The sequence below is a fragment of the Streptomyces sp. NPDC041205 genome (assembly GCF_055591765.1).
Genome location: NZ_JBVIZH010000011.1, coordinates 56,034 through 81,868 on the forward strand (window position 1 = coordinate 56,034; position 25,835 = coordinate 81,868).

The 25,835-nt window shown below is 72.8% G+C and carries 22 protein-coding genes; 5 read left to right on the plus strand and 17 right to left on the minus strand.

Annotation, left to right across the window (positions count from 1 at the left end; translation table 11 throughout):
* Window positions 1-38: 38 nt before the first annotated feature.
* On the plus strand, window positions 39-2,042 hold the full coding sequence (locus tag ACZ6BG_RS33800; protein WP_469008602.1) for a DUF2264 domain-containing protein: 2,004 nt from the start codon (window positions 39-41) through the stop codon (window positions 2,040-2,042).
* A 58-nt stretch (window positions 2,043-2,100) separates the two neighbouring features.
* Here the strand turns inward: ACZ6BG_RS33800 and ACZ6BG_RS33805 are convergent, their stop codons facing one another.
* From ACZ6BG_RS33805 to ACZ6BG_RS33830, 6 genes are all read right to left on the minus strand, one after another.
* Entirely contained in the window at window positions 2,101-2,682 is a 582-nt protein-coding gene (locus tag ACZ6BG_RS33805) for a GAF domain-containing protein (RefSeq protein WP_469008604.1), read from the minus strand.
* A 16-nt stretch (window positions 2,683-2,698) separates the two neighbouring features.
* Window positions 2,699-3,298 (minus strand): GTP-binding protein, encoded by a 600-nt coding sequence (locus tag ACZ6BG_RS33810; RefSeq protein ID WP_469008606.1) that lies wholly within the window; start codon window positions 3,296-3,298, stop codon window positions 2,699-2,701.
* A complete protein-coding gene (locus ACZ6BG_RS33815; protein WP_469008607.1) occupies window positions 3,276-3,647 on the minus strand; it encodes a DUF742 domain-containing protein in 372 nt (123 codons plus the stop codon). Before ACZ6BG_RS33815 ends, ACZ6BG_RS33810 begins: the two co-directional genes overlap by 23 nt.
* Window positions 3,648-3,649: 2 nt before the next feature.
* On the minus strand, window positions 3,650-4,084 hold the full coding sequence (locus tag ACZ6BG_RS33820) for a roadblock/LC7 domain-containing protein (RefSeq protein WP_469008608.1): 435 nt from the start codon (window positions 4,082-4,084) through the stop codon (window positions 3,650-3,652).
* A 173-nt stretch (window positions 4,085-4,257) separates the two neighbouring features.
* Window positions 4,258-6,420, minus strand: a complete 2,163-nt coding sequence (locus tag ACZ6BG_RS33825) for a sensor histidine kinase (RefSeq protein ID WP_469008610.1) — start codon at window positions 6,418-6,420, stop codon at window positions 4,258-4,260.
* Window positions 6,421-6,777: 357 nt separating this feature from the next.
* Entirely contained in the window at window positions 6,778-7,974 is a 1,197-nt protein-coding gene (locus tag ACZ6BG_RS33830; RefSeq protein WP_469008612.1) for an MBL fold metallo-hydrolase, read from the minus strand.
* A gap of 200 nt (window positions 7,975-8,174) precedes the next feature.
* Here ACZ6BG_RS33830 and ACZ6BG_RS33835 point away from each other — a divergent pair, with 200 nt between their 5' ends.
* From ACZ6BG_RS33835 to ACZ6BG_RS33845, 3 genes are all read left to right on the plus strand, one after another.
* Window positions 8,175-8,753: a carboxymuconolactone decarboxylase family protein gene (locus ACZ6BG_RS33835; protein ID WP_469008615.1), complete on the plus strand. Its 579-nt coding sequence runs from the start codon at window positions 8,175-8,177 to the stop codon at window positions 8,751-8,753.
* A gap of 138 nt (window positions 8,754-8,891) precedes the next feature.
* Window positions 8,892-10,145 carry a glutamate dehydrogenase gene (locus tag ACZ6BG_RS33840; RefSeq protein ID WP_469008617.1) on the plus strand — a complete coding sequence of 418 codons (1,254 nt, stop codon included), beginning with the start codon at window positions 8,892-8,894 and terminating at the stop codon, window positions 10,143-10,145.
* A gap of 73 nt (window positions 10,146-10,218) precedes the next feature.
* A complete protein-coding gene (locus ACZ6BG_RS33845) occupies window positions 10,219-10,830 on the plus strand; it encodes a TetR/AcrR family transcriptional regulator (RefSeq protein WP_469008619.1) in 612 nt (203 codons plus the stop codon).
* Window positions 10,831-11,161: 331 nt separating this feature from the next.
* Here the strand turns inward: ACZ6BG_RS33845 and ACZ6BG_RS33850 are convergent, their stop codons facing one another.
* From ACZ6BG_RS33850 to ACZ6BG_RS33860, 3 genes are all read right to left on the minus strand, one after another.
* Window positions 11,162-12,151, minus strand: a complete 990-nt coding sequence (locus tag ACZ6BG_RS33850) for an SIMPL domain-containing protein (protein ID WP_469008621.1) — start codon at window positions 12,149-12,151, stop codon at window positions 11,162-11,164.
* 424 nt (window positions 12,152-12,575) lie between these two features.
* Complete coding sequence (locus ACZ6BG_RS33855) at window positions 12,576-13,379, minus strand: SGNH/GDSL hydrolase family protein (RefSeq protein WP_469008623.1); 804 nt, start codon at window positions 13,377-13,379, stop codon at window positions 12,576-12,578.
* 78 nt (window positions 13,380-13,457) lie between these two features.
* The gene (locus tag ACZ6BG_RS33860) at window positions 13,458-15,590 is read right to left on the minus strand and encodes an alpha-galactosidase (protein ID WP_469008626.1); all 2,133 of its coding nucleotides are present in this window, start codon (window positions 15,588-15,590) and stop codon (window positions 13,458-13,460) included.
* 267 nt (window positions 15,591-15,857) lie between these two features.
* Between ACZ6BG_RS33860 and ACZ6BG_RS33865 the strand changes: the two genes are divergently transcribed.
* A complete protein-coding gene (locus ACZ6BG_RS33865) occupies window positions 15,858-16,655 on the plus strand; it encodes a tyrosine-protein phosphatase (RefSeq protein WP_469008630.1) in 798 nt (265 codons plus the stop codon).
* A gap of 36 nt (window positions 16,656-16,691) precedes the next feature.
* Here the strand turns inward: ACZ6BG_RS33865 and ACZ6BG_RS33870 are convergent, their stop codons facing one another.
* Genes ACZ6BG_RS33870 through shc form a run of 8 tightly spaced genes read right to left on the minus strand, consistent with a single transcriptional unit; the run spans window position 16,692 to window position 25,786 of the window.
* Window positions 16,692-16,814 carry a DUF6126 family protein gene (locus ACZ6BG_RS33870; protein WP_033264300.1) on the minus strand — a complete coding sequence of 41 codons (123 nt, stop codon included), beginning with the start codon at window positions 16,812-16,814 and terminating at the stop codon, window positions 16,692-16,694.
* 49 nt (window positions 16,815-16,863) lie between these two features.
* Entirely contained in the window at window positions 16,864-17,496 is a 633-nt protein-coding gene (locus ACZ6BG_RS33875) for a helix-turn-helix domain-containing protein (protein ID WP_469008634.1), read from the minus strand.
* A 59-nt stretch (window positions 17,497-17,555) separates the two neighbouring features.
* A complete protein-coding gene (locus ACZ6BG_RS33880) occupies window positions 17,556-18,950 on the minus strand; it encodes an aspartate aminotransferase family protein (protein ID WP_469008637.1) in 1,395 nt (464 codons plus the stop codon).
* Window positions 18,947-20,917, minus strand: coding sequence for a 1-deoxy-D-xylulose-5-phosphate synthase (gene dxs / locus ACZ6BG_RS33885; RefSeq protein ID WP_469008641.1), 1,971 nt, complete (start codon window positions 20,915-20,917; stop codon window positions 18,947-18,949). Before dxs ends, ACZ6BG_RS33880 begins: the two co-directional genes overlap by 4 nt.
* A 25-nt stretch (window positions 20,918-20,942) precedes the next feature.
* On the minus strand, window positions 20,943-22,109 hold the full coding sequence (gene ispG / locus ACZ6BG_RS33890) for a flavodoxin-dependent (E)-4-hydroxy-3-methylbut-2-enyl-diphosphate synthase (protein WP_469008645.1): 1,167 nt from the start codon (window positions 22,107-22,109) through the stop codon (window positions 20,943-20,945).
* A gap of 4 nt (window positions 22,110-22,113) precedes the next feature.
* Window positions 22,114-23,136 carry an adenosyl-hopene transferase HpnH gene (hpnH, locus tag ACZ6BG_RS33895; protein WP_469008648.1) on the minus strand — a complete coding sequence of 341 codons (1,023 nt, stop codon included), beginning with the start codon at window positions 23,134-23,136 and terminating at the stop codon, window positions 22,114-22,116.
* A 5-nt stretch (window positions 23,137-23,141) separates the two neighbouring features.
* Complete coding sequence (locus ACZ6BG_RS33900) at window positions 23,142-23,792, minus strand: phosphorylase family protein (RefSeq protein WP_469008652.1); 651 nt, start codon at window positions 23,790-23,792, stop codon at window positions 23,142-23,144.
* Entirely contained in the window at window positions 23,792-25,786 is a 1,995-nt protein-coding gene (gene shc, locus ACZ6BG_RS33905; RefSeq protein WP_469008655.1) for a squalene--hopene cyclase, read from the minus strand. Before shc ends, ACZ6BG_RS33900 begins: the two co-directional genes overlap by 1 nt.
* Window positions 25,787-25,835: the final 49 nt, after the last annotated feature.

Sequence of the window (25,835 nt, forward strand, 5' to 3'; positions counted from 1 at the left end):
CCACGGCGTATCGCACTCCGACCCCGAGGACCCCCGCCATGACTCCGCCCCACCTCGCCCTCCCGCCCGCCGACCGCGTCCGCTCGCCCCTCACCGGCTGGACCCGCGCGCACTGGGAGGCGCTCGCCGACCGGCAGCTCCAGGCGCTGGTGCCGTACGCCACGCCGCGGTTCGCGCAGTACCGCCTGCCGGGGCGCGGGAGTTGGTCGGGGGTGGTGTCGGACGGGCTCGAGGGCTTCGCGCGGTCCTTCCTGCTCGCCGCCTTCCGGATCGCCGGAGCGGGCGGCGACGTGGACCCCGCGCTCGTGGAGCGCTACGCGCTGGGTCTGGCGGCGGGCACGGACCGCGACGGCGGGGCGGGGAGCGGCGAGGCCTGGCCCGAACTCACCGACTGCTCCCAGCAGATGGTGGAGGCCGCGTCCATCGCCATCGGCCTGCACGAGACCCGGCCGTGGCTCTGGGACCGGCTCGACAGCGGGGTGCGGGAGCGCGTCGTCGACTGGCTCTCGGGCTTCGTCGGCGCCCGCACCTGGGACAACAACTGGCGTCTCTTCCAGGTCGTGGCCGAACAGTTCCTCGCCTCCGTGGGCGCCCCGCACCGGCAGGCCGACATCGACGGCGGCCTGGACCGCATCGAGGACTGGTACCGCGGCGACGGCTGGTACAGCGACGGCGAAGGCCGCAACTTCGACTACTACGTCGGCTGGGCCCTGCACCTGTACCCCCTGCTGTGGGCGCGGATGACGGGACCGGAGCACGACGGCGGCCGCGGCGCGGTGTATCGCGAGCGCCTCGCCCGGTTCCTCGCCACGTACCCGCACTTCTTCGGCGCCGACGGCGCGCCCGTGCACCAGGGCCGCTCCCTCACGTACCGCTTCGCCGCGACCGCGCCCGTGTGGATGGGCGCCCTCACGGACTGCTCGCCGCTCGCGCCCGGCCTGACCCGCCGCCTCGCCTCCGGCACGGCCCGGCACTTCGTGGAGCGCGGCGTCCCGGACGAGCGGGGCCTGCTTCCGCTCGGCTGGTACGGCACCCATCTGCCGGCCACGCAGGCCTACTCGGGACCGGCGTCACCGTACTGGGCGAGCAAGGGCTTCCTCGGCCTGCTCCTGCCCGCCGACCACCCGGTGTGGACCGACCGTGAACTCCCGCTGCCCGTCGAGGAGTCCGACCAGTACACGGCGCTGCCACGTCCCGGCTGGCTGCTGCACGGCACCCGCCACGACGGCATCGTCCGGCTGGTCAACCACGGCAGCGACCACAACCCCGTCAAGGACACCGAGGGACCGGCGACGGACGACCCGCACTACGCCAAGTTCGGCTACTCCACGGCGACGGCCCCGGAGACCGCCCCGCGCGCGTGGGAGCGCGCCGTGGACGGCCACCTCGCGCTGCTCAGCCCGGACGGCACCGCCTCGCGCCGCCGTCGCGTCCACCCGCTGGCCTGCGCGGGCCGCGTCGCGTCGTCCCGCCACGACGCCTGCTTCCCGGGCACCGAGGACACGTACCCGATCCTCACCACCAGCGCCCTGTACGGCCCGTGGGAGATCCGCGCCCACCGGGTGCGGGCACCCGAGGGCGCGGCGGTGCGCGAGGGCGGGTACGCGGTGGCGGGCGGGACCCCGCCGCACGTCGAGCGGGGGCCAGGGTGGGCGCTCGCCCGTACGGAGGCTGGGCTGACGAGCGCGGTGGTGGGGCTGCACGGGTGGGGCGCCGGACCGGGCACGGAGGGCTCCGGTGGCGCGGAGGGCTCCGATGGCGCGGCGGGCTCCGGTGGCGCGGAGGGCTCCGATGGCGCGGCGGGTTCCGGTGGCGCGGCGGGCACGGTCCGGGAAGTGGAGGCCAACGCCTACGGGCCCCATTCGGCCACGCCGTACCTGCTGGCCCGCGCTCACCCGGGCGGCGCGAGCGTCCATGTCACGCTGGTCGTCCTCTCCCGGGACGACGTACGGCCGTGGGCCCTGAAGGAGGCGATCGGCTGCGTCGTGCGCGGCGATACGGTGCGGATCACGTTCCCCGACGGCGAGGAGCTCGTGCTCTGAGGAACTCGTGTGGTGAGGGCGCGTGTTCCGAGGCGCGGCCGCGGCGGGCGCCGGACGGTCACAGGGGGGCGTCCACGTCCCCGTCGTTCTCGCGCCGCTGGATGCGTTCCGCCAGATCGGCCGCCATGGCCTTGATCGTGTCGAGCCCGGCACGCCCCCACGGCCGCGGTCGCACGTCCGCGACGCACACGGTGCCGAGGACGAGGCCCGTGCGGTCGGTGAGCGGCGCGCCCAGGTAGGACTGGATGCCGATCTCGTCGACGAGGGGATTGCCCGCGAACCGCGGGTAGTCGCCCACGTCTTCGAGGACGAGCGCCCGGCCGCGCACCACGACGTGCGGGCAGTAGCCGCGCTCGCGGCCCATGTGGCGCCCGACGGCTCCGGCCGGGGGCTCGGTCGCCTCGGGGTGCGGCTCGGCGGCCTCGGGCAGGTGCAGCCCGGCGAAGAACTGCTGTTCCTCGTGGATGAAGTTGACCATCGCGTAGGGCGCGTCCATGACCCGCGCGAGCCGGTCGGCGAACGCGTCGAGGCCGGGCTCGGACCGCTCCCCCAGGCCCAGTTCACGCAGCCGCCGCACCCGCGTCGGCGCCTCCTTGTCGACCGGGGTCAGCAGCAGCCGACCGGTCGCTTCGTATGTCATCGGCGTGCTCCAGGGGTCATGTCGTGCGGGCTCCGAAGGTGGGCGTGGCGGGTGCGTGGGCGAGCAGGTGGCGGACGAGGGTGAGGAGCGTCTGGATGCCGGAGCTGGAGATGCGGGCGTCGCAGCGGACGACCGGCACCTGCGGATCGAGGTCGATGGCGGCGCGCACCTCCTCGGGCTCGTAGCGGTGGGCGCCGTCGAACTCGTTGATGGCGACGATGAAGCCCATGCCGCGCTGCTCGAAGAAGTCGACGGCGGCGAAGCAGTCCTCCAGGCGGCGGGTGTCGGCGAGGACGACCGCGCCGAGAGCCCCCTCGGACAGCTCGTCCCACATGAACCAGAACCGCTCCTGGCCGGGGGTGCCGAACAGATAGAGCACATGCTTCGGGTCGAGGGTGATCCGTCCGAAGTCCATGGCGACGGTCGTCGTGGTCTTGTGCTCCACGCCCGACAGGTCGTCGGTGCCCTCGCTGACCGTCGTGAGCAACTCCTCGGTACTCAAGGGCGCGATCTCGCTGACCGCGCCCACGAAGGTCGTCTTGCCGACCCCGAACCCGCCCGCGACCAAGATCTTCAGCGCGGTCGGGAAGGCGTCAGAGCTGTCGTCGTAGTCCATCGAGCACTGCCTCCAACAGGGACCGGTCGGTTGGGTTGTGGTACAAGTCCGGGGCTCTCGTGGTGATCGCCCCGCAGTCGACGAGGTCGGACAGGATCACCTTGGTGACCACGGCCGGCAGCTTCAGCTGGGCGGCGATCTCCGCGACCGACGTGGGTGCCTCGCACAGGCCGAGCGCGAGGGCGTGCTCGGGGTCCAGATAGCCGGACGGGACGGTGCCGGTGGTCCGCACCTGGGACAGCAGGTCGAGCTGCGCCGTCGGTCTGGTGCGCCCGCCACTGACCGTGTAGGGGCGGATGAGCCGCCCCGCGGCGTCGTCGAGCCATGGCCCGTCGTGCGGGGCCCCCACCCTCAGTGCCTCATCGACGCGGGCTCGACAGCGTGCTGCCGGGGCGCTGTGACCAGATAGGGGCGCACGCTCTTCACGAGCATGGCCATCTCGTACCCGAGCACCGCCGCGTCCGCGTCCCGTCCGGCGAGCACCGCCAGACAGGTGCCCGAGCCCGCCGTGGACACGAAGAGCAGCGTGGAGTCCAGCTCCACGACCACCTGCCGCACGTCCCCGCCGTCCCCGAAGCGGACGCCCGCGCTGCGCCCCAGCGAGTAGAGCCCCGAGGCCAGGGCCGCCATGTGGTCGGCGCTGTCCGGGTCGAGGCCATGGACCGACTTCACCAGTCCGTCGCAGGAGAGCAGGACGGCGCTGTGGGTGTGCGGCACCCGCTGCACGAGGCCGCTCATCAGCCAGTCGAGATCGGATACCTGGCCGGTCGGCGCATCGCTCGCCATGGTGGATCGACTCCTTGAAGTACGGGGGTTCTCGAAGTTCTCGAGGTCTGCCGGGGCAGACGGGGCGGGGGTGGTGCGGTCGGTCACCCTGATCGGCGCGGCGGGCACATCCGGGGCGACCGGCACGGCTCGTGCCTCCCGCGGGCCCGCCGCCCTCGCCGCGCCCGGCGCGGTCAGCCGCCCTGGTCGGCACGGCCTGCTCGGTCGCCTCGGTCGGCGGTCGCGGTGGGTCCTGGTCCGGGGTGCGCCCCGGCCCCGCCGTCCCGGGGCACGTCGCGGGCCTCGGCGGCCTGGGCGAGGCCGATGCCGCGCTGGAAGGCGGCCATCAGGCCGGGGTCGTGGCCGACGTGTTCGTCGTCCGCGCGCGGGGCCCTGGCGTCGCGCAACTGGGGTGCCAGGTGTTCCTGGGCGCGGCGCTTGGGCAACTGCGGTCTGCCGACCCGGCCGCGGACCGCGCCGTTGCGGGGCAGCGGCGGGGTCGCGGTGTGCTCGATGGCGCTCTGCCGGTCCTCGGGGCGGATACCCGGTACGGCTTCGGCGGGGGTGGGCCTGTCGCCGCGGGGTCCCCGGACGGGCAGGGGGGCGGGCTCGGTGGTGGTGCCGGGTCCTGTGGGGCCCAAGGTGCCGGGGTGCCCGTGCCGCGGGGTGTGGGGCGTCGGGGGTGCGGGCGCGCCAGGTTCCTGGAGTGTGCCGGTCCCTTGGAGGCCGAGGGGGTCGTGGGAGTGGTGGGGGGCGAGGGATTCCTGGGGGGTATGGGATTCCGGGAGGATGTGGGGTTCTTGGTACGAGGGTGAGTGCGGCTGCGCGTGTGCGGGCGGGGCGGGGCGCTGGGTGGAGTGGCGGGGCTGGGGGGAATGGCGGGGCTGGGGGGAATGGCGGGGCTGGGGGGAATGGCGGGGCTGGGGGGAATGGCGGGGCTGGGGGGTGGTCGACGCCGGGTCCCCGGCGGTGGTCGGGGCCGGTGTGGAGGGCTTGGTGGTGGCGCGGGCCGGGACCGGGGCGGAGCCCGGGTAGGCGGAGGATTCCTGCCGGGGCCCCGGCAGGAGACCGCTCGCGCCGCCGCCCGCATCCACGGCACCCGTGCCCGCGCCCACGCCACCCAGGGCAGCCGTCGGCCCGTCGTCCTGCTCGGCGCCGAGGAGGCTCTGCGGCACGATCAGGACGGCCTGCACGCCGCCGTAGATGTTGGTCTGGAGGCGTACCGCGATGCCGTGCCTGCGGGCGAGCGCGGCGACCACGAAGAGCCCGATGCGCCCGTCCTGGAGCAGGCTGGCGACGTTGACCTGGTCGGGGTCGGCCAGGAGTTGGTTCATCCGGGCCTGCTCGGCGAGCGGCATGCCGAGGCCGCGGTCCTCGACCTCGACGGCGAGCCCGGCGGTCACGAGGTTGGCGCGCAGCAGGACTTGGGTGTGCGGGGCGGAGAACACGGTGGCGTTCTCGACGAGTTCGGCGAGCAGGTGGATGACGTCGGCGACGGCGTGCCCGCGCAGGGTGCCGTCGATCGGCGGCACCAGCTTCACCCGGGAGTAGTGCTCGACCTCGGCGATGGAGGACCGCAGCACCTCCGTCATGGTCACCGGCCTGCTCCACTGGCGCCGGGACATGGCGCCGCCGAGCACGGCCAGGTTCTCCGCGTGCCGCCGGATGCGGGTGGCCAGGTGGTCGATGTGGAAGAGGCCCTTGAGGAGTTCGGGGTCCTCGACGGTGTTCTCCAGGTCGTCGAGGAGCGAGATCTCGCGGTGCACGAGGGACTGGAGCCGCCGGGCGAGATTGACGAAGACCTCGACCTTCTGCTCGCTGCCCGCCTGGCTGGAGAGCTGCGCCGCCTGCACGACGGCGGTGACGGCGCCGTCGTGCGCGCGGGACAGCTCCTCGGCGAGCGGGCCGAACTCGTCCCCCGCGTCCACCGGCCGCGCGGGCGGCTGCCCGGGGGCGGTCGGTGCGTCGCCCCGGCGCAGTTGCTCGACGAGTTCACGCAGGTCGGCCTGGCCGCGTACGGAGGCGCGGCGGAGCACGCCGACGCGGTCGCGCACGGACCGCGCGGCCCGCTCGGCAGCCACCGCGGCGATCACGACGCTGGCGAGGGCGAGCACCGCGGCGGCGCCGAGCACGGCGAGCAGGGGTGGCCGGGGCCGGGCCTCGGCCTCCCGGATCAGATACAGCACGGCCGCGCAGCCGCACAGGCCGACCGCGACGGCGGGCAGCACGGCGATGCGCAGGAGCTGGGGCCGTATGCGCGCCTCGGGCAGCGGTGGCGCGGCGCGGCTCCCGGACCTGCCGTGCCGCCCGCTCTCCCGGCGGTCTGCGCGTGCTGCCGGTGCGCGAAGGTGAGACATCTGCGTCCTCGGTACGTGCGGGCGAGACGCCGCGGCGGTCCGCTGCGGCACCTCGTCGATGGCATCGCGATGCCGGCCGGCAGGCCGTGATGTGATCCCTGCGTCGCCCGACGGCCACACACGGTAGTCGTCACCGCATCAAGTGCGGTGGGCAGTTGACAAACTCCGGCGGCAGGGGTCCCGCTCTGGTATGACGCGTCGCACGACTGCGCGAAAACGCTCGTACAGGTGCGCGAGGAACGGCACGGACATGCGTTCCGGGGCAGGGTCAGGCCCGGGGTGGCGTCCGTGTCAGCCGACTCTCCGGCCCTTGTGGTCGGCCGACGTCCGGGGCGGCCCGCTCACCGATCCCCGCGGTCAGCCGACTTCCGCGACCTCGTGCCCCGGCGCGCTCGGCGTCGTCGGCTTCTTGCGTCCGCACGCCCTCGGGGCGCCGGCCGCGGCGTCCTGCGGCGCCCGGGCGACCGCACGCCACCAGGGGGCCGCGGGCATGTCGTCGGACGACGGCTCGAAGGGCTCGCCGGGGATCGGCAGGGCGACGGCGGTGTCCTCGGCGCGGGCGGCGGCCAGGGTGCCTTCGCCGGGCTCGGCCCAGGGGTGCGGCGCGAGGTTGAACGTGCCCCAGTGGATGGGCAGCAGGACGCCGTGCGGTGTGCCGCCCTGGAGGTCCAGGTGGGCGCGCACGCCTTCCTCGGGGCGCATGTGGATGTCGGGCCAGAAGTCGGAGTAGGCGCCGATCTGGATCATCGTGGCGTCGAACGGGCCGTGCTGGGCGCCGATCTCCTTGAAGCCCGGGAAGTAGCCGGTGTCGCCGCTGTGGAAGACGCGGTGCTCGGGGCCGCGCACGGCCCAGGACGCCCAGAGCGTGTGCTGCTGGTTGCGCAGGCCGCGCCCGCAGAAGTGGCGCGCGGGGGTCGCCGTCAGGGTCAGGCCGCCGACGTCCGTGGACTCGTGCCAGTCCAGCTCGCGCAGCCGGTCCGCGGGCACGCCCCAGCGCTCCAGGTGGGCGCCGACGCCGAGCGGCACCGCGAACACGGTGTCCGTGCCGGCGAGCGCCTTGATGCTGGGCAGGTCCAGGTGGTCGTAGTGGTCGTGGGAGATCACGACCGCGTCGACGGGGCCGAGCGCCGCCAGCGGCACCGGCACCGGATGCAGCCGCTTCGGCCCGGCGAAGGCGAACGGGGAGCAGCGCTCGCCCCACACGGGGTCGAAGAGCACCCGGCGCCCGTCGATCTCGGCGAGGACGCTGGAGTGCCCCATCCAGGTGAGCCGCAGGCCGCTCGCCGGGGGCCTTGCCAGGTCCGCGAGCGTCGTCGCGTGCACCGGGATCGGGTCGGAGGGGGTGCGGTGGACCCGCTCCTCCTTGCGGAAGTAGATCTTGGCGAACTCCAGGGCGGACCCGGAAGGCCTGGTCCGGGCGCCCAGCGGGTTCTGGAACGAGCCGTTCGCGAAGTGCGGCGATCTCTGGATGCGCGCCAGCCGCTCCCCCGCGGGATCCGCCCCGAAGGCGGCGGGCCGCAGTGAACGGAGCCGGGGGCTCGAGAACCGGGACACGGCACCTCCAGAAACAGGATTGCTCAGGCTCCCCCCATTATGTGCGCCACCTCCGGCAGCGGCCGCCGGGGCCGGGCGCCACCGCGCCCGCCAGACCGCTGCCGACCGCGTCCGGCCCCGATGTCACATCCGGGCACCCTCGCTCCGTCTCCTCCACGAGACGGCGAAACCACGCCGCGTACGACCCGGAGGTGGCCCCCATGGCCCGCATTTCGCTCACCCCGCCCCGCACTCTCTTCTTCCGCGCCATGGAGTGGTACTCGAAGCGCACTTACGGAAAGGTCCTGGACCCGGGGAAGGCGATGGCGCACCACAGCCGCGTCCTCTGGTCCTACCTGCGCTTCGAGCAGTCCGTCGCCAAGTTCGGCAAGCTCGACAAGGACCTGAAGGCGCTGGCCGAGATGGCGTCGGCGGCGACGATCGGCTGCTCCTGGTGCATGGACTTCGGCCACTGGGAGAGCCGGCGGCGCGGCATGGACCCGCGCAAGCTGCGGGACGTGCCGCTGTGGCGCGAGAGCGACGTCTACACGCCGCTGGAGCGGGACGTGATGGCGTACGCGGAGGCGATGACCGCGAATCCGCCGGAGGTCGACGACGAACTCTCCGCCCGGCTGCTCGGCCGCCTCGGTGAGGCCGCGTTCGTGGAGCTGACCATGATGGTGGCGATCGAGAACATGCGCTCGCGGTTCAACTCCGCGATGGGGCTGACCAGTCAGGGCTTCAAGGAGTCCTGCGACCTGCGCGACGCACCCGCGGGGACGTCCCGGCCCACCGGGTGAGCCGACGGCCCAAGGGGCCATGGTGTACTACTGGCTACTGACCGATCAGTCAGTAGTCAGTAGTACGCCAGGCAGTACACCGACCGGTGGTACACCCACAGGTGAGACACCCGTCGGCAGACCCGCAGGAGCCGCCCCGTGCCCGCACCCGCCACCCCGCAGTCCCCCGACTCCCCGCCCTTCCTGTCCCTCACCTGGACCGATCACGTCACCGGCCGGCGCGGCTTCCTGGTGGTCGACCGGCTGGTGCGGGGGGTGTGCAGCGGAGGGCTGCGGATGCGGCCGGGCTGCACCCTGGAGGAGGTCGCCGGGCTCGCGCGCGGGATGACGATGAAGGAGGCCCTGCACTACGACCCCCGGGCCCGCTACATCCCGCTCGGCGGCGCCAAGGGCGGCATCGACTGCGATCCCCGGGACCCGGCGGCGTACGACGTGCTCGTGCGCTATCTGCGGGCGATGCGCCCCCACATCGCGGAGTTCTGGACCATGGGCGAGGACCTGGGCCTGACCCAGGACCTCGTCGACCGGGCTGCCGCCGAGGCCGGTCTGACCTCCTGCGTGCAGGCCGTCTACCCGCTCCTCGACGACGAGGCGGCGGCCCGGCGGCGGCTCGCGGACGCGTTCGCCGTCGAGGTCGACGGTGTCGGGCTCGACGCGCTGGTCGGGGGCTGCGGTGTCGCGGAGTCCGTGCTCACCGCGCTCGACGCGGCGGGCACGGACCCCGCACACGCGCGTGTGTCCGTGCAGGGGCTCGGCACCATGGGCGGCGCCACCGCGCGCTTCCTCGCCCGGGCCGGGCTCACGGTCGTGGCGGTGGCCGACATCAAGGGCACCATCGCCAACCCCGACGGCCTGGACGTGGAGGCGCTCCTGACCGCCCGCGACGCCTATGGCACCGTCGACCGCGCGGCGCTGCGCCCCGCCGACCGCGAGCTCCCCGACGACGCCTGGCTGTCGGCCGACGCGGAGGTCCTCGTACCGGCCGCCGTGTCGTACGCGATCGACACCACCAACCAGGACCGGATCCGTGCCCGCTGGATCGCGGAGGCGGCCAACATGCCGGTCCTTCCGGACGCGGAGCGGGTGCTCACCGCGCGCGGGGTCACGGTCCTGCCGGACGTGGTGGTCAACTCCGCGACCAACGCCTGGTGGTGGTGGACGCTGTTCGGCGACATCGGCGCCACATCCGCGGCGGGCACCTCCGGAAGCGCCCTGGCCGACGAGGCCTTCGCGCACACCCGCCGCGCCATGCGAGCCCTGGTCGGCCAGGTCCTGGCCCGGGCGCGCCAGGACGGTACGACACCGCGTGCCGCCGCACACGCCCTGGCCACGGACCGTCTCCCGGAGATCACGGACCGCTTCGGCTGGTACGCGCCGCGCACGGCGCCCTGAGACCCGCGCGGGGCCCTGCGCCGTGCCTGCCGCGCATACGCCCTGGGTGACGCGCGTAGGTAGGGTGCACGGCGTGACAAGAGTGCGGTTGAGCGTGGCGGAGCGGCGGGTGGAACTGCTGACCGCCACCGTCGAACAGATCGAGGTACGCGGTGTGGCGGCCGTGCGCATCGCGGATGTCGCGGCCGCGCTCGGGGTGAGCAACGCGCTCGTCCTGTACCACTTCTCGACCAAGGACGAGTTGGTCGCCGCCGCGTTCGCGCACGCCGCCGAGGGCGATCTGACGCAGCTGCACAAGGTCCTGGGCCGTCGCACGTCGGCGGTGCGCCGGTTGCGGGCGGCGGTGCGCTGGTACGCGCCGACGGGCCCGGCCAAGGGGTGGCGGCTGTGGATCGAGGGCTGGGCGTCGGCCCTGCGGGAGCCCGCGCTGCGGTCGGTCACCCGGGATCTCGACCGGCGCTGGAAGGCGGCGCTCGCCGAGGTGATCGCCGAGGGCGTGGCAGCGGGTGAGTTCCGCTGCTCCGACCCGCAGGCGGCCGCCCTCCGCCTGACGGCCTTCCTCGACGGCCTCGCCGTCCAGGTGACGGCCTACCCCGGCTCGGTGTCCCGGGCACGGACGCGCGCCTGGGCGGACGAGGCCCTGGCACGTGAACTGGGCCTTTCCCCGGCAGACTTGAAACCCTGAGCCACACCGCCCCTCGCCCTCGCGGAACGCCCCAGTCCCACCCCTTCCCGAAACCGGGGCTCCGCCCCTGGACCCCGAGGGTGGGTGTCCCATGCGGGTGAGCCAGTCCTCCCCCGAATCGGCGCTCCGCGCCTCGTCCTCAAACGCTGGACGGGCTGATACTTACCGGCACACTTGCTAGCCCCTCCGGCGTTTGAGCCGGACGGACTGGAACTCACCGGCGCACTTTGCAGCCCCTCCGGCGTTTGAGGAGCGGGGTCTGGGGCGGAGCCCCGGTTTCGGGAAGGGGCGGGATTGGGGAGAGCCCCCGGCAGGGCCCCCACCACCCCCCTCACTGCAACTCATACACCGCCACCACGGACACACTGTCCTGGATCTCCCCCGGCGCCACCGGCACCCCCTCCTGCTTGGTGAAGGCCGACGGGGCCACCGTCAGGGGGCGAGGGTTGCCGGACTCGGCCTCGGTGAGGGAGACGAGGCGGCCGAGGTCGCGGCCCGTGAGGGCGGCGTAGTGCTCGGCCTTGGAGCGGGCGTCCGCGTGCGCGGCCTCACGGGCCCCGGCCCGCAGGGGACGCGCGTCGGCCAGGTCGAAGGTCACCCCGCTGACCCGTACGGCGTCACCCGCCGCGGCCACCGCCGCCTTGATCACCCGCCCGGTGCGGTGCGGCTCACGCACCTTCACGCTGAAGCTCTGCGCGGCCCGGTACCCGGTGAGCTTGGACGCCCCGCCGCCGTTCTCGTACACGGCCGACAGCTCCAGGTTGTCCGTACGGACGTCCCGTTCGGCGACCCGCTGTCCGCGCAGGGCGCCGAGCAGCGCGTTCGCGGCGGCGTGCTGCGCGGCGAGGGCCTTCTCCGCCGTCGGCGCGGTGACCTCCACGGCCATGCCGACCACGGCCAGGTCGGGGGCGGCACTCGCGGAGCCGGTGCCGGTGACGGTCACGGTGGACGGGGTGGGGGTCGGGTCGGCGGCGGGCGGGGAGGAGGCCTGAGCCGGGGCGGGCGCGGGCGCGGCGAGGGCCAGGGTCGGCGCCGCAGGGGCCTCGTCGGCCACGGCGGGCGTGGCGAGCGCCGACGGCAGGCCGAGTGCGGCGAGCGCGACGACGGCCGCAGTGAGGGCGCGCAGGGAGGCGCGCGGACACCGGGAGCGGGCGGGGGCTCCTGTGGAGAGGTCGCGAAGGGCCCGGCCCGGGCGGCCGCCCGTGGGCCCACCAGGACCGGGGACGCCGACTGCCCCATCCAGGAAGGAGCCAACAGGACCACGCGGGCCGCGGTCCCCGATGGCCCCACCGCCGCCGAGGGAACCGGCGTGCGCACCCACGCCGAGGGAACCGGCGTGCGCACCTGCGCCGCGGTCCCCGACGAGCCCACCAACGCCGACGGAGCCGCCAGGCCCACCCGAACCGGGGACACCGACCGGCCCACCCAACGCGAGGGAGCCCTCACCTCCACCCGGACCGCCCTCACCGGCGCCCCCGTCCGGACGGACACCGCCCTCCACCCCGCCCAGGCCAACGCCTCTTGGAGCCAGGCGCGGGGCGCGGTCGGTCGAGGTCGGACCTGGGTCCCCGTCACGGGCGGGCGGGCGCGGAGCTGCGGACATGGTGGGAGTCCTTCCGGTGGGCCGGTCATCCGCCCCCGAGGGGACGGCTGGCCGTCATCCCAGCACTCGCGCGCCCGCGCGCGGGTCCGCCACTCCCGCCCTGTCACCTCACCGGTCGAGCCCGACCGCCCGGGGCGGGTGCCTACAGCGGCATCAAGTCCGGGCGCTTCGCGGCCACATGATCGCCCGAGGACTCCCCGCGCAGCCGTCGCCCGATCCACGGCACCAGGTGCTCACGCGCCCAGTGGATGTCGTCGCGCCGCTCCTCCAGGGGGCCGCGCGGCGGCAGCGGCGGCCAGGGCTGCTCCGGGTCGGCGGGCACCTCGATGCCGAGGGCCTGGGCGGCCCGCAGCGCCACCCGGGTGTGCCCCTCGGCGGACAGGTGGAGGCGGTCGTCGTCCCAGGCCCGCCGGTCCTGCACGGACTTCAGGGACCACAGGTCGAGCACCGGGCAGCCGTACCGGTCGGCGACCGCGCGGACATGGCCGTTGTACGTGGCGATCTTGCCGCGCAGATGCTTGAGGAGCGGCACGCCCCGGGTGTCGAAGCCGGTGGTGACGACGACGGTGCCGACGGCGGACGCGAGGTCGGCGACGGCGCGCTCGAACCGCTCGGCGACCTCGTCGGGGTCGGTGCCGGGCCGGATGATGTCGTTGCCGCCCGCGGCGAACGTGACCAGGTCGGGTGCCAGCTCCTTGGCGCGCGGCACCTGGTCCGCGACGATCTGGTCGAGGAGCTTGCCGCGCACGGCGAGGTTCGCGTACCGGAACGAGTGCTCGGGCACCCGGTCGTCGAGGAGGACGGCGAGCCGGTCGGCCCAGCCGACGAAGGTGCCGTCGGGTCCCGGGTCCCCCACGCCTTCGGTGAAGCTGTCGCCGACCGCTGCGTAGGAGGTGAAAGTGCCCGTGGGTGTGTTTTTGATGAAGTGTGTCGACTCTGCTGTCACGTCGTCACATCTTTCCTGGCGACAAGTGACCTACGCCATCGTAATAAGGGGTTGACGAGGGGTGAGATAAGCCACCGGTCAAGATTGCGCCAACCCGGAATACGCGTCTGCGACGGCGGCGGTCCGCCGGAGCCGGAACACGGCCGCGTCCAGGTCGCCCCGCAGCCCGGTGCCCAGCCCGTGGTGCAGCAGCACCGCGCCGCGGTGCGCCGCCCCCGTCTCCCGGCACACATAGGCGGCCGCCGGGTCGAGCCCCCGCAGCCGCACCGGCGGCGTCTCCTGCCCGTACGCCTGCGCCGGAAGCCAGGCGAGGACGACGACCTCGTCCCCGAGGACGTACTGCACCGCGCAGAGCCCGCCGTCCGGATCCCGCAGCCGGTACAGCTCCCCGAGCTGCACGATGGGCCTGATCTCCTTGTACAGCTCGACCCAGCCGCGCGCCTCGGCCAGCTCGTCGTCGCTCCACCGCGTCAGGTCGCCGCCGACGCCGAGCACGCCCGCCATCGCGCTGACGAAGCGGAACCGCAGCGAGCTGACGCGCCCGTTGAGCTGGGTGTTGGGGCTGTCGGTGACCCAGGCGGCCATGACGCGCGCCGGGTGGATCTGGCTGAACCCGTGCTGGATGGCGAGCCGGTCCAGCGGGTCGGTGTTGTCGGACGTCCAGACCTGGTCGGTGCGGGCGAGGACGCCGAGGTCGATCCGGCCGCCACCGCCCGAGCAGGACTCGAAGGCCACGCCGGGGTGCGCGGCCCGCAGCCGGTCCACCAGGTCGTAGAAGGCGTGCACGTGGCCGTCCCACAGGCGCTGCGGGTAGGGCTCGCCGGGCCATCCCGGATCGGTGAAGCAGCGGTTGAAGTCCCACTTCACGTAGTCGATGGGCGCGCTGGACAGGAGGGCGTCGAGCTGTTCCCAGAGGTGGTTCTGCACGTCGGGGCGGGCGAGGTTGAGGACGAGCTGGTTGCGGAACTCGGTGCGGGCCCGGCCGGGGCGGTGCTGCACCCAGTCGGGGTGCGCGCGGTACAGGTCGCTGTCGGCGTTGACCATCTCCGGCTCGACCCAGATCCCGAACCGCATGCCCAGGGCGTGCACTTCGTCGGCGAGCGGCTTGAGCCCGCCGGGGAAGCGGTCGGGGTTGGGCGTCCAGTCGCCGAGCCCGGCCCGGTCGGACACGCGCGCGCCGAACCACGCGTCGTCGACGACGAACAGCTCCACGCCGAGCTCCGCGGCCCGCCCGGCGAGCGCCCGCTGCTGCTCCTCGGAGATGTCGAACCCGGTGGCCTCCCAGGAGTTGTAGAGCACCGGCCGCACCTCGTCCGCGTCCGGGATCACCTGTGCGCGCTGGTACGCGTGCCAGGCCCGGCTCGCCCCGCCGAAACCGCCGTCGCTCCACAGCCCCGCGAAGACCGGCGTGGCGATCGCCGTGCCGGGCGGAAGCAGCGTCTGCCCGGAGTCGTCGTGCCCGCTGCCGCCGGTGATCTGCACGGCACCGTCCGGGAGTTGGTGCACCGAGATCCGCCACGACCCGGACCACGCGAGCGCACAGCTGTAGACCTCGCCGCGCTCCTCGGTGGCGCCGTCCGCGTCGAGCGCCACCCAGGGCAGGTGCTGGTGCCCGGTGTGCCCGCGCCGACTGCCGATGACCCTTTCTCCGTACGTGAGTTGCGACCGCACGAGCCGGGACTCAGCCGCCCAGCGCCCGTGCAGCTGCGAGAGCCGCCAGCTCTCGCGCAGGGGCAGGGTCCAGGTCGCGGAGTCGGCGCGCAGGACCTCCAACTCCGGTGACCCGGCGGGTGCTTGGTTGCAGAGGATGGCGTACCGCTCGACGACGTCACCGCGCATCCGGTACGACAGCGTGATCTGGAGGCCGTGCACGGCGTCGGTGAAGTGCAGCTGGAGTTCGTCGTCGGCGCCCTCGGCCCACCGCAGGAACCGCCACTCCGTCCCGCGCACCCCGCCGCCGCGCACCGACAGCGCGGGCCGCACGAACCGTGGCCCGCCCTCCACCGGATACTCCTCGCGGCCGTCGAGCCACGACTCGAAGGGGCGCTCCGGGGGCGTCGGCGCCGCCGCGAGGGCCTCGGCGTCGGCCAGGGCGATCCGCGGACCCCAATGGAGATGCAGCAGCTCGTCGTGGTCCGTGAGACGCAGCGCGTAGCTGCTGGTGGGCCCGGAGAGGAGCCATGTCCGACCGTCAGCGCCGATTTCGATCATCGAACCCCCAGAGCTCCACAGATACGGAAACAGATCTCAACAGGCACGCGCGCGTACGCACATCTTCGAGCCCATACGACCACCGGGGCAACGCCCGCGCACCTCCCGCGTACGCCACCCTGACGCGCCCCCGTACGCGCCTCCGGGCACCCCCGTACCAGGACTGATTGCCTCAGGAACCCGTGTCGTATCGTCGAAGGCGCAACCACCCGCGGGCCTCGCGCCCGCGAGGTCGCGCGAAGCCGCCCCCGAGCATGAGGAGACCCCGTGACGCAGCAGGTCCCGTCGACCGAGCCCGAGCTGGCCGGCGTGCGCAACTTCCGTGACGTGGGCGGACTGCCGACGCTCGACGGCCGCCGGGTGCGCCACGGCGTCCTCTTCCGCAGCGGTCACCTCGCGCACGCCACGGACACCGACGCCGCGTTCCTCGGCTCCCTGGGCCTGCACACGATCTTCGACTTCCGCAACGCCGCCGACCAGCGCCTGGAGGGCCCGGACGTGGCGCTGCCGGGCGTGCGCAATGTGAATCTGCCGCTGACCGACCCGGCCGACGGCGCCGAGTTCTGGAAGATGGTCCGCGACGGCGATCTGGACCAGTTGCGCTCGGTCCTGTCCGACGGCAAGGCCGCGGGCCGGATGTCGGACTCGTACCGGACGATCATCAAGGAGCGCACGGCCGAGCACAGCCGGGTGCTGCACGCGCTGGCCGAGGACAGCGTGCCCGCGCTCATGCACTGCGCGGCGGGCAAGGACCGGGCGGGCCTGTCCATAGCCGTGACGCTGCTCGCGGTCGGCGTGGAGCGCGAGGCGATCGAGGCGGACTACCTGGAGTCGAACGCCGCGCACCGCCGCTACAAGGTGCACCGCAGCAGCACCTCGCCGGACGCGATGTCCCCCGAGGTCATGGAGCTGCTGAGCCCGCTGTTCGACGCCCGCGCCGAGTATCTGGCGGCTGCCTTCGAGACCATCGACCTGACCTGGGGCGACACCGAGACGTATCTGGCGCGGGGTCTCGGGGTCACGTCGCAGACGCGGGAGCGGCTGCGCGAGCGGCTCCTCGACTGACGTGACCGGCCTCTTGGCCGGGAGGCCCCGTCGCCCCTACTGGTTCTTGCCGCCGAGCACGAACAGCAGATAGACGAAGAACGCGAACACGTGGCCCACGGCCACATAGATGATCAGCCGGACCCACAGGGCGCGCGGGAACTTCTCCTGCAGGACCATGCGGCGCTCGGGCTGCGCCGTCCGCTCGGGCCCGGTCTGCCGCGGCTGCTCAGATTCCGTCATGTCGGTCTCCCTGGGTGGGGCCGCCGAGGCACAGCGCGGTGGCCGGGCTCTGCAGCAAGGTGTGGACGAAGAGGAGGTCGGCGCCGCCGTGGTCCGCGGCGGCGATCCGGTGCGGGGTCAGCGAGTCGAAGTGCGCGCTGTCGCCCGGCGCGAGGGTGTACGCGGTGTCGCCGAGCCGGAGCCGCAGCCGCCCGGTGAGGACGTACAGCCACTCCTCGCCCGGGTGGACCCGCACGATGTCGCCCTGCGTGCCGTGCGGGACGTGCACCCGCAGCGCCTGCATGCCCCGGCCGGGCGCGCCCGCCTGCCAGTACGTCCAGCCGCCGGCCGCTGTGGGCTCCATGTCGGGGGCGCGGACGACGGAGTGCCGGTCGGCGGGGGTCTCGCCGAGAAGTTCGGAGACCGTCGTACCGTAGGTACGGGCGAGCGCGAGCAGCATCGGCAGGGACGGCTGGCGCTGTCCGGTCTCCAGGCGGGACAGGTGCGCGGGCGAGAGCCCGGCCGCGCGGGCGGCGGCCTCCAGGGTCAGGGCGGCGCGGCGGCGCAGCTCACGGAGCTGGGGCGCGACGGCGGGCAGCGCGTCGGCCGCCTCACCGTCGTCCGGGGTGGCAGGGCTCATACCGTCGATTGAGCCAGAGCCTTACCCGAGAGGCAATTTTGTTGCCCCAGAGGCAAAACTCACCGATGCGCCACCGCCTGCTTCACCAGCGTCCTGCCGAAGTCCCAGATCAGCCCGCCGCCCCCGTGTGCCTCGTCCATGACGTCGGTGAACGCCGTCACGAAGCGGTCGACCTCCTGTTCCCCGATGATCAGAGGTGGGATGAGCTTGATGACCTCCAGGTGGTCGCCGGAGACCTGGGTGAGGATGCGGTGCTTCTGCAGCAGCGGCACGACCACCATCTGCGCGAACAGGCCCTTGCGGGCGGCCTGGAGCATGGCCCAACGGCTGCGCAGCTTCAGGGACTTCGGCCTGCCGAACTCGATGCCGATCATCAGGCCGCGGCCGCGGACATCGCTGAGCAGCTCGTACTTGTCGACAAGCGCCCCGAGCCGGGACTTGAGCAGTTCCCCCGTCGCGCGCGCGTTCGCGACGGTCCCCTCGTCGTCCATGACCGCGAGGACGGCGAGTCCCGCCGCCATGGCCTGCGCGTTGGCCCCGAAGCTCGCCGAGTGCACCAGGACCCGGTCCATGGACGAGTAGACCTTCTTGAAGATCCAGTCCTTGCCGAGGGTGGCGCCGACCGGCACATAGCCGCCGGACAGCGCCTTGGCCACGCACACCAGGTCCGGCTCGACGCCCTCGTCGTGCTGGTAGGCGTAGAACGCGCCGGTCCTGCCGAGGCCGGTCTGCACCTCGTCGGCGATGAGGAGCGCCTTGTGCTGGTGCAGGAGGTCCTGGGCGGCCCGCAGATAGCCCGGGGGCGCCTCGTGCACGCCCTTGCCCTGGATGGGCTCGACGATCAGCGCGGCGACGTCGCCCTTGCGCAGCTCCCGGCGCAGGGCGTCCAGATCGCCGAGCGGGACCGCCGTGTCCGGCAGGAGCGGCGCGAAGCCGTCCCGGAACCCGTCCTCGCCGTTGACGGAGAGCGACCCGGTGGTCAGCCCGTGGAAGGCGTGCGCGCAGTACAGCACCCTCGGCTTCCCGGTCGCGTACCGGGCGAACTTCAGGGCCGTCTCCACCGCTTCGGTGCCGCTGTTGCCGAAGAACACCCGGTCCAGGTGCGGGCTGTGGGTGAGCAGTCGCTCGGCGAGCAGGCCGGGCAGGGGCTGGCAGTCGAAGCGGGTGAGGTCGGCGAGGGAGGCGTCGAGGACGTCGTGCAGTGCCTTGCGCACGACCGGGTGGTGGCGGCCGAGGCCCATGACGCCGAAGCCGGCGAGCATGTCCAGGTAGTCGTTGCCGTCCGCGTCCCAGAAGTGGGCGCCCTCCGCGCGTTCGTAGACCTTGTCGAAGCCGATGGTGTGCAGCATGCGCGGCAGTTGGTGGTTCAGGTGGCGCGCGTGCAGTTCGTACCGTTCGCCGCCGCGCTCGGCGAGCAGCCGACCGAGGTCGAACTCCTTGCTCATGCTGGTCATGCTGGGTTCTCCTCGCCGGCCGCACCGGCTCTCTCGGTGCCGGTGGGACCGGCCTGCTCCGGCGCGCCGGCGCCGGTGGCGTCCCGGCGCGCGATGGTCGCGCTGATGCTCCCGGCGATCTCGACGGGGGTGAGCCCGAGGTCGGCGAGCACCTCGCCCCGCTTGGCGTGCGCGAGGAACTGGTCGGGGATGCCGAACCGCCGTACGGGCACGTCAACTTCGGCCTCGCCGAGGGCGAGCGCGACGGCCGCGCCGACCCCGGCGGCCTTGCTGTTGTCCTCGACGACCGCGACGAGCCGGTGCTCCGCCGCCAGCGGGGGCAGCGCCGGGTCGACGGGCTTGACCCAGCGCGGGTCGACCACGGTGGCGCTGATCCCCCGCTCCCGCAACAGGTCGGCGGCGCCCAGGCACACCGGGGCCATCACGCCGACGGCGACGAGCAGCACATCGGCGGCCGTGCCCTCCCCCGCTTGGGGGGTGCGGCTCAGCACGTCCATGGCGCCGACGCGGTCGACCGCCGGGATCGAGGGGCCCACCGACTCCTTGGGGAACCGCAGCAGCGTCGGCGCGTCGTCGACGGCGACGGCCTCGCGCAGTTGGGTGCGCAGTTGGTCGGCGTCGCGCGGAGCGGCGATCCTGAGGCCGGGGACGACCTGGAGGACGGACAGGTCCCACATGCCGTTGTGGGAGGCCCCGTCGGGCCCGGTGATCCCGGCGCGGTCCAGGACGAACGTCACGCCGCAGCGGTGCAGCGCGACGTCCATCAGGAGCTGGTCGAAGGCGCGGTTGAGGAAGGTGGCGTAGACGGCGACGACGGGGTGCAGGCCGCCGGTGGCGAGCCCGGCGGCGGCGACCGCGGCGTGCTGCTCGGCGATGCCGACGTCCCACACCCGGTCCGGGTAGGCCTCGGCGAACTTGGTGAGGCCCACCGGGTGCAGCATGGCCGCCGTGATCGCCACGACGTCCTCGCGCTCGGCGCCGATGCGGACGATCTCGTCGCCGAACACCGAGGTCCAGGAGGGGCCGTTGGACGGAGCGAGGGGTTCGCAGGTGAGCGGGTCCATGACGCCGACGGTGTGGAAGCGGTCGGCCTCGTCGGCGAGCGCGGGTTCGTAGCCGCGGCCCTTCTCGGTGAGGCAGTGCACGAGCACGGGCCCGTGGAAGCGTTTCGCGCGGCGCAGCGCCGACTCGACGGCCTTGGTGTCGTGCCCGTCGATCGGCCCGACGTACTTCAGGCCCAGGTCCTCGAACATGCCCTGCGGCGCGAAGGCGTCCTTGAAGCCCTTCTTCGCGCCGTGCAGCGACTCGTAGAGGGTGCGGCCGACGACGGGGGTGCGCTGGAGGACGTCCTTGCCCCAGGCCAGGACCTGTTCGTAGCTGTCGGTGGTGCGCAGGGTGGCCAGGTGGTTGGCGAGGCCGCCGATGGTGGGGGCGTACGAACGCTCGTTGTCGTTGACGACGATGATCAGCGGCTGGTCCTTGGCGGCCGCGATGTTGTTCAGCGCCTCCCACGCCATGCCGCCGGTGAGCGCCCCGTCCCCGATGACGGCGACGACGTGCCCGCGTTCGCCGAGCACGTCACGGGCCTTGGCGAGGCCGTCGGCCCAGCCGAGTGCGGTCGACGCGTGGCTGTTCTCGACGATGTCGTGCGCGGACTCCTCCCGCGAGGGGTAGCCGGACAGGCCGCCCTTGCCGCGCAGCTTGGAGAAGTCCTGACGCCCGGTCAGGAGCTTGTGGACATAGCTCTGGTGGCCGGTGTCCCACACGATGCGGTCCTGCGGCGACTCGAAGACCCGGTGCAGGGCCATGGTGAGCTCCACCACGCCCAGGTTGGGCCCGAGATGACCACCGGTCCTGGCGACCGCGTGCACCAGGAACTCCCGTATCTCCTCCGCCAGTTCGGCAAGATCGGCCTCGGTCAGCGCCTTCAGGTCGCGCGGCCCCCGGATCGTCTCCAGAATGGTCATGTCGGGCCCCCTTACTGGTTCGTTCTCAGCTCACTGTGACGTCGGGCACCCCGGACGGGACGCCTGCGGCCTCCATCTGCTCGGCGATCTTCATCGCCTCTTCGATGAGGGTCTCGACGATCTTCGACTCGGGCACGGTCTTGACGACCTCGCCCTTGACGAAGATCTGGCCCTTGCCGTTGCCGGACGCGACACCCAGATCGGCCTCACGCGCCTCACCCGGCCCGTTCACGACGCAGCCCATGACGGCGACCCGCAACGGCACCTCCATGCCGTCGAGCCCCGCCGTCACCTCGTCCGCCAGCTTGTAGACGTCGACCTGGGCGCGCCCGCAGGACGGGCAGGACACGATCTCCAGGCGGCGCTGGCGCAGGTTCAGCGACTCCAGGATCTGGATGCCGACCTTGACCTCCTCCGCGGGGGGCGCGGAGAGGGAGACGCGGATCGTGTCTCCGATGCCCTCCGAGAGCAGCGCGCCGAAGGCCACGGCCGACTTGATCGTGCCCTGGAACGCCGGCCCGGCCTCCGTGACTCCCAGGTGCAGCGGATAGTCGCAGGCGGCGGCCAACTGCCGGTAGGCGTTGACCATGATCACCGGGTCGTTGTGCTTGACCGAGATCTTGATGTCCCGGAAGCCGTGCTCCTCGAACAGCGACGCCTCCCACAGCGCCGACTCGACCAGGGCCTCCGGGGTCGCCCTGCCGTACTTCTTCAGGAGCCGGGCGTCCAGGGACCCGGCGTTCACACCGATCCGGATCGGGGTGCCCGCGTCGTTCGCCGCCCGCGCGATGTCCCGCACCCGGTCGTCGAACTGCTTGATGTTGCCGGGGTTCACGCGCACCGCCGCACACCCGGCGTCGATCGCCGCGAACACGTACTTCGGCTGGAAGTGGATGTCGGCGATCACCGGGATCTGCGACTTCCGCGCGATCGTCGCGAGCGCGTCGGCGTCGTCCTGCGTGGGACACGCCACCCGTACGATCTGGCACCCGGACGCCGTCAGCTCGGCGATCTGCTGCAGCGTCGCCCCGATGTCCGACGTACGCGTCGTCGTCATCGACTGCACCGACACCGGCGCGCCGCCCCCCACGGCCACCGGTCCGACCTCGATGCGCCGCGAGACGCGGCGCTCGGCGAGGGGCCGGACCGGCAGCTCCGGGAGGCCCAACGCGACGGGCGCTCCAGGGCTCATGACGTCACCCGCGGTTTCCGTTGACGGTCTCGCGCATGGCCCGCAGGGACTCCTTGAGGGAGCCCATGGTGGCGAGCACGGCCGTCGGCTCGTAGCCGCAGTGCGCCATGCAGTTGGCGCACCGCTCGTCCTTGCCGCGGCCGTACTTGGACCAGTCGGTCTTCTCGATCAGCTCCCGGTACGTGGGGACGTACCCGTCGCTCATCAGGTAGCAGGGGCGCTGCCAGCCGAAGAGCGAGTAGTTGGGGATCGCCCACGCCGTGCACTGGAAGTCGACCTTGCCCTCGAGGAAGTCGAGGAACAGCGGCGAGTGGTTCAGCCGCCAGCGTCGCCGGTTGCCGCCCGCGAAGGCCTTCTTGAACAGCTCGCGGGTCTGCTCGACGCCGAGGAAGTGCTCTTGGTCGGGCGCCTTCTCGTAGGCGTAGGCGGGCGACAGCATCATCTCGTCGACCTTCAGCTCGTCATTGAGGAAGTTGAGCACCTCGATGATCGTCTGCGGGGTGTCGGTGTTGAAGAAGGTCGAGTTGGTGGTGACCCGGAAGCCGCGCCGCTTGGCCTCCTTCATGGCCGCGACCGCCTCGTCGAACACCCCCTCCTTCGCCACCGACTCGTCGTGGCGCTCCCGCATCCCGTCGATGTGCACGGCGAACGCGAAGTAGGGCGAGGGCGTGAACTTGTCCATCTTCTTGCGCAGCAGCATGGCATTGGTGCAAAGGAAGACGTACTTCTTCTTGGCCACCAACTGCCGCACGATCTCATCGATCTGAGGGTGCATCAGCGGTTCACCACCGGCGATGGACACCATCGGCGCACCGGACTCGAGCACGGCGCCCACGGCCTGGGCCACCGGCATGCGCTGCTTGAGCACCCCGGCCGGGTGTTGGATCTTGCCGCAGCCCTCGCACTTCAAGTTGCACGCGAACAGCGGTTCCAACTCGACAATCAGCGGGAACTTGTCCCGCTTGCGCAGCTTCTGTTCCATCAGGTACGTAGCGACCTTGATCGACTGACGCAGCGGCATGACCATCTGGCTCACCTCCGGGGGAGCAGCGAAGAACGGTGCCATTCGAAGAAAGCGGGAAGCACGGCACGGAGAACGCGGAAGGCCGATATTCCACCGCGCACCGTGCCGATTCGTACGAGTTCGTGCTGTGGGGCGTCCACGACCACCCGGACGGCGGCAACGGGGCGGGGCCCGGCCGTCACGGCGGTGCGCAGGGTGACGGCGGACTCCATGTCGACCGCGATGGCTCCGGTGGCGAGCAGATCGCCGCGTTCGTGGCCGCGGACGACGTGATCGGAGCCCGTGAGCGGCCCGGTGTGCACGGTACGGCGGGGCAGCGCCCGCACCAGCTCCTCGACCAGGAGTTCGGTGCCCACGCAGCGGGTGGCGCCGCCGTCGTGGCGGGTCTCCTCGGCGACGACCAGGTCGCCGGGGTGCATGCCGGGGGCGAGCCCGGCGCAGAAGCCGGTGGCAAGGACGGCCGCGTCGTACAGGGAGGGGGTGTCGAGCGCCCCCGCCACGGCGCGCTCGGCGGCCCGCGGGCCCATGCCCGTCCTGAGGACGGTCATGGGTCCGCTCGCGCCGCCCCGGTCGCCGGTGCGCAGGGCGAGGTGCTCGATGCCGAGCGCACAGGCGACGAGGAGCGGTGCGGGGCCCGGCCGCGCCGGGGTTGCGGCCATCAGCCCCCCTTGCCGGAGCCGCCGATGGCCGGCTCTCCGTTGACGTACCGGCCGAGCGCGGTCAGCGGGAAGACCTGCCGGTAGAGGTGGTAGTTGATCGAGAAGTCCCAGGGGAAGCCGGTGCCGGTGAAGTACGGCTCGTCCCAGGAGCCGTCTTCGGTCTGCGTCTGCACCAGCCAGTCGACGCCGCGCTCCACGGACTTGGCATCCCGCTCCCCCGCCGCCAGCAGCGCGAGCAGCGCCCAGGCGGTCTGCGACGCCGTGGACGCGCCGCGCCCGATCCACTGTTCGTCGCGGTAGGAGCGCAGGTCCTCGCCCCAGCCGCCGTCGTCGTTCTGCACCGACTCAAGCCAGGCGACCGCGCGCCGGATCGCCGGGTGCGAAGCGGGCAGCCCGGCGGCGACGAGCGCGGGCAGCACCGACCCGGTGCCGTAGACGTAGTTGACGCCCCAGCGCCCGAACCAGGCGCCGTTCGCCTCCTGTTCGGCGAGCAGCCACTCCACGCCGCGCCGGGTGCGCGGGTCGTGGGACTTGCCCTCGTAGGCGAGCATCTCCACGACGTGCGCGGTGACGTCGGCGGAGGGCGGGTCGATGACCTCGCCGAAGTCGCAGAACGGCAGGCGGTTGGGGAAGGAGCTGGTGTTGTCGACGTCGAAGGCGGCCCAGGCGCCGTTCTTCGACTGCATGCCGAGGTTCCAGCGCACGCCGCGCTCGATGGCGTTCTCGAGTCGCGGCTTGTCCGGGTGTGCGACCCTGCGCAGCGCGAGGACGACCTCGGCGGTGTCGTCGATGTCGGGGTAGTTGTCGTTGTGGAATTCGAAGGCCCAGCCGCCGGGGGTCAGGCCCGGCCTGCGGACCGACCAGTCGCCGGGCCTGACGATCTGCTCGCCCAGCATCCAGTCCGCGGCCTTGACCAACTGCGGATGGTCGGCGGGCACCCCCGCGTCGGCGAGCGCGATGGCCGCGAGGCAGGTGTCCCAGACCGGCGACTGGCAGGCCTCGATCATCCGGGCGCCGTCCTTGCGCCACACGGCGAAGCGGTCCAGGGAGGCGAGGCCCGCCTTGAGGACCGGGTGGTCGAGGTCGTAGCCCATCAGGTGCAGCGCGATCACGGAGTACACGGCGGGCGGCTGGATGCCGCCCCAGCAGCCGTCGTTCTCCTGCCGCTCGATGATCCAGCGCGCGGCGCTGTTCATCGCGGCCTTGCGCACACCGCGCGGCGCGATCTTGTGATAAAGGTGCAGCGCCTTGTCCATGCGCTGGAAGATGCCGTCCCAACTCGCCACCGGAGCAAGGGGTTTGGCGGGATTCGGGGCGCTCGCGTCGGTGTGCAGCTCATCCAGCGGGAAGGGCGCGGGACGCACCGGGCGCTTGGCCGAGACGATGGTGAGCGGCACGATGGTCTGTCGCGCCCAGCAGCCGAAGTCGTAAATATTGAGCGGGAACCACTTGGGAAAATAAAGGAGTTCGGGCGGCAGCTCGGGGAGGTCGTCCCACTTCCACCAGCCGAAGAGGGCGAGCCAGATACGGGTGAAGACCCGGGCCGAGGCGATGCCGCCCCGCTCCCTGATCCAGGCGGACGCCCTGGCCATGTGCGGCGCGTCCGGGGCGTCCCCCGCCAGGCGCAGCGCCACATACGCCTCGATGGTGGCGGAGAGTTCGCCGGGGCCGCCGTAGAAGGTGGCCCAGGTGCCGTCGTCGCGCTGCTCGCCGCGGATGAACAGCGCGGCGGCTCTGGTCGTCGACTCGTCCTGGATGCCCAGGAACTGACGGAGCAACAGGTCCTCGGCGTCCATGGTCACATTGGTTTCCAGGTCGCCCTTCCACCACCCCTGGGCGTCCTGGCGGGACAACAGGAATTGTGTGGACCGTTCCATGGCGCGGGCCGCGGCACCCAGTGCGCCGGGCGCCGCGGGAGTGGTGTCGGTCGTTCCGGTGGCCGAGGCCGCTCGGGGCGTTGCCGCTCCGGTGCTTCCGTCGGTCGTCGCTGTCATGGCTTCCCCTTCTACGCAGTGCTTCATCTCTGCTGGGTCCGCCGTCGGC

Excerpts from the sequence above, each read along its gene's own strand:
- ACZ6BG_RS33800 (WP_469008602.1), top strand. The coding sequence starts at position 39 with ATGACTCCGCCCCACCTCGCCCTCCCGCCCGCCGACCGCGTCCGCTCG.
- ACZ6BG_RS33805 (WP_469008604.1), bottom strand. The coding sequence starts at position 2,682 with ATGACATACGAAGCGACCGGTCGGCTGCTGCTGACCCCGGTCGACAAG.
- ACZ6BG_RS33810 (WP_469008606.1), bottom strand. The coding sequence starts at position 3,298 with ATGGACTACGACGACAGCTCTGACGCCTTCCCGACCGCGCTGAAGATC.
- ACZ6BG_RS33820 (WP_469008608.1), bottom strand. The coding sequence starts at position 4,084 with ATGGCGAGCGATGCGCCGACCGGCCAGGTATCCGATCTCGACTGGCTG.
- ACZ6BG_RS33825 (WP_469008610.1), bottom strand. The coding sequence starts at position 6,420 with ATGTCTCACCTTCGCGCACCGGCAGCACGCGCAGACCGCCGGGAGAGC.
- ACZ6BG_RS33835 (WP_469008615.1), top strand. The coding sequence starts at position 8,175 with ATGGCCCGCATTTCGCTCACCCCGCCCCGCACTCTCTTCTTCCGCGCC.
- ACZ6BG_RS33860 (WP_469008626.1), bottom strand. The coding sequence starts at position 15,590 with ATGATCGAAATCGGCGCTGACGGTCGGACATGGCTCCTCTCCGGGCCC.
- ACZ6BG_RS33870 (WP_033264300.1), bottom strand. The coding sequence starts at position 16,814 with ATGGTCCTGCAGGAGAAGTTCCCGCGCGCCCTGTGGGTCCGGCTGATC.
- ACZ6BG_RS33875 (WP_469008634.1), bottom strand. The coding sequence starts at position 17,496 with ATGAGCCCTGCCACCCCGGACGACGGTGAGGCGGCCGACGCGCTGCCC.
- ACZ6BG_RS33880 (WP_469008637.1), bottom strand. The coding sequence starts at position 18,950 with ATGACCAGCATGAGCAAGGAGTTCGACCTCGGTCGGCTGCTCGCCGAG.
- dxs (WP_469008641.1), bottom strand. The coding sequence starts at position 20,917 with ATGACCATTCTGGAGACGATCCGGGGGCCGCGCGACCTGAAGGCGCTG.
- ispG (WP_469008645.1), bottom strand. The coding sequence starts at position 22,109 with ATGAGCCCTGGAGCGCCCGTCGCGTTGGGCCTCCCGGAGCTGCCGGTC.
- hpnH (WP_469008648.1), bottom strand. The coding sequence starts at position 23,136 with ATGGTCATGCCGCTGCGTCAGTCGATCAAGGTCGCTACGTACCTGATG.
- ACZ6BG_RS33900 (WP_469008652.1), bottom strand. The coding sequence starts at position 23,792 with ATGGCCGCAACCCCGGCGCGGCCGGGCCCCGCACCGCTCCTCGTCGCC.
- shc (WP_469008655.1), bottom strand. The coding sequence starts at position 25,786 with ATGACAGCGACGACCGACGGAAGCACCGGAGCGGCAACGCCCCGAGCG.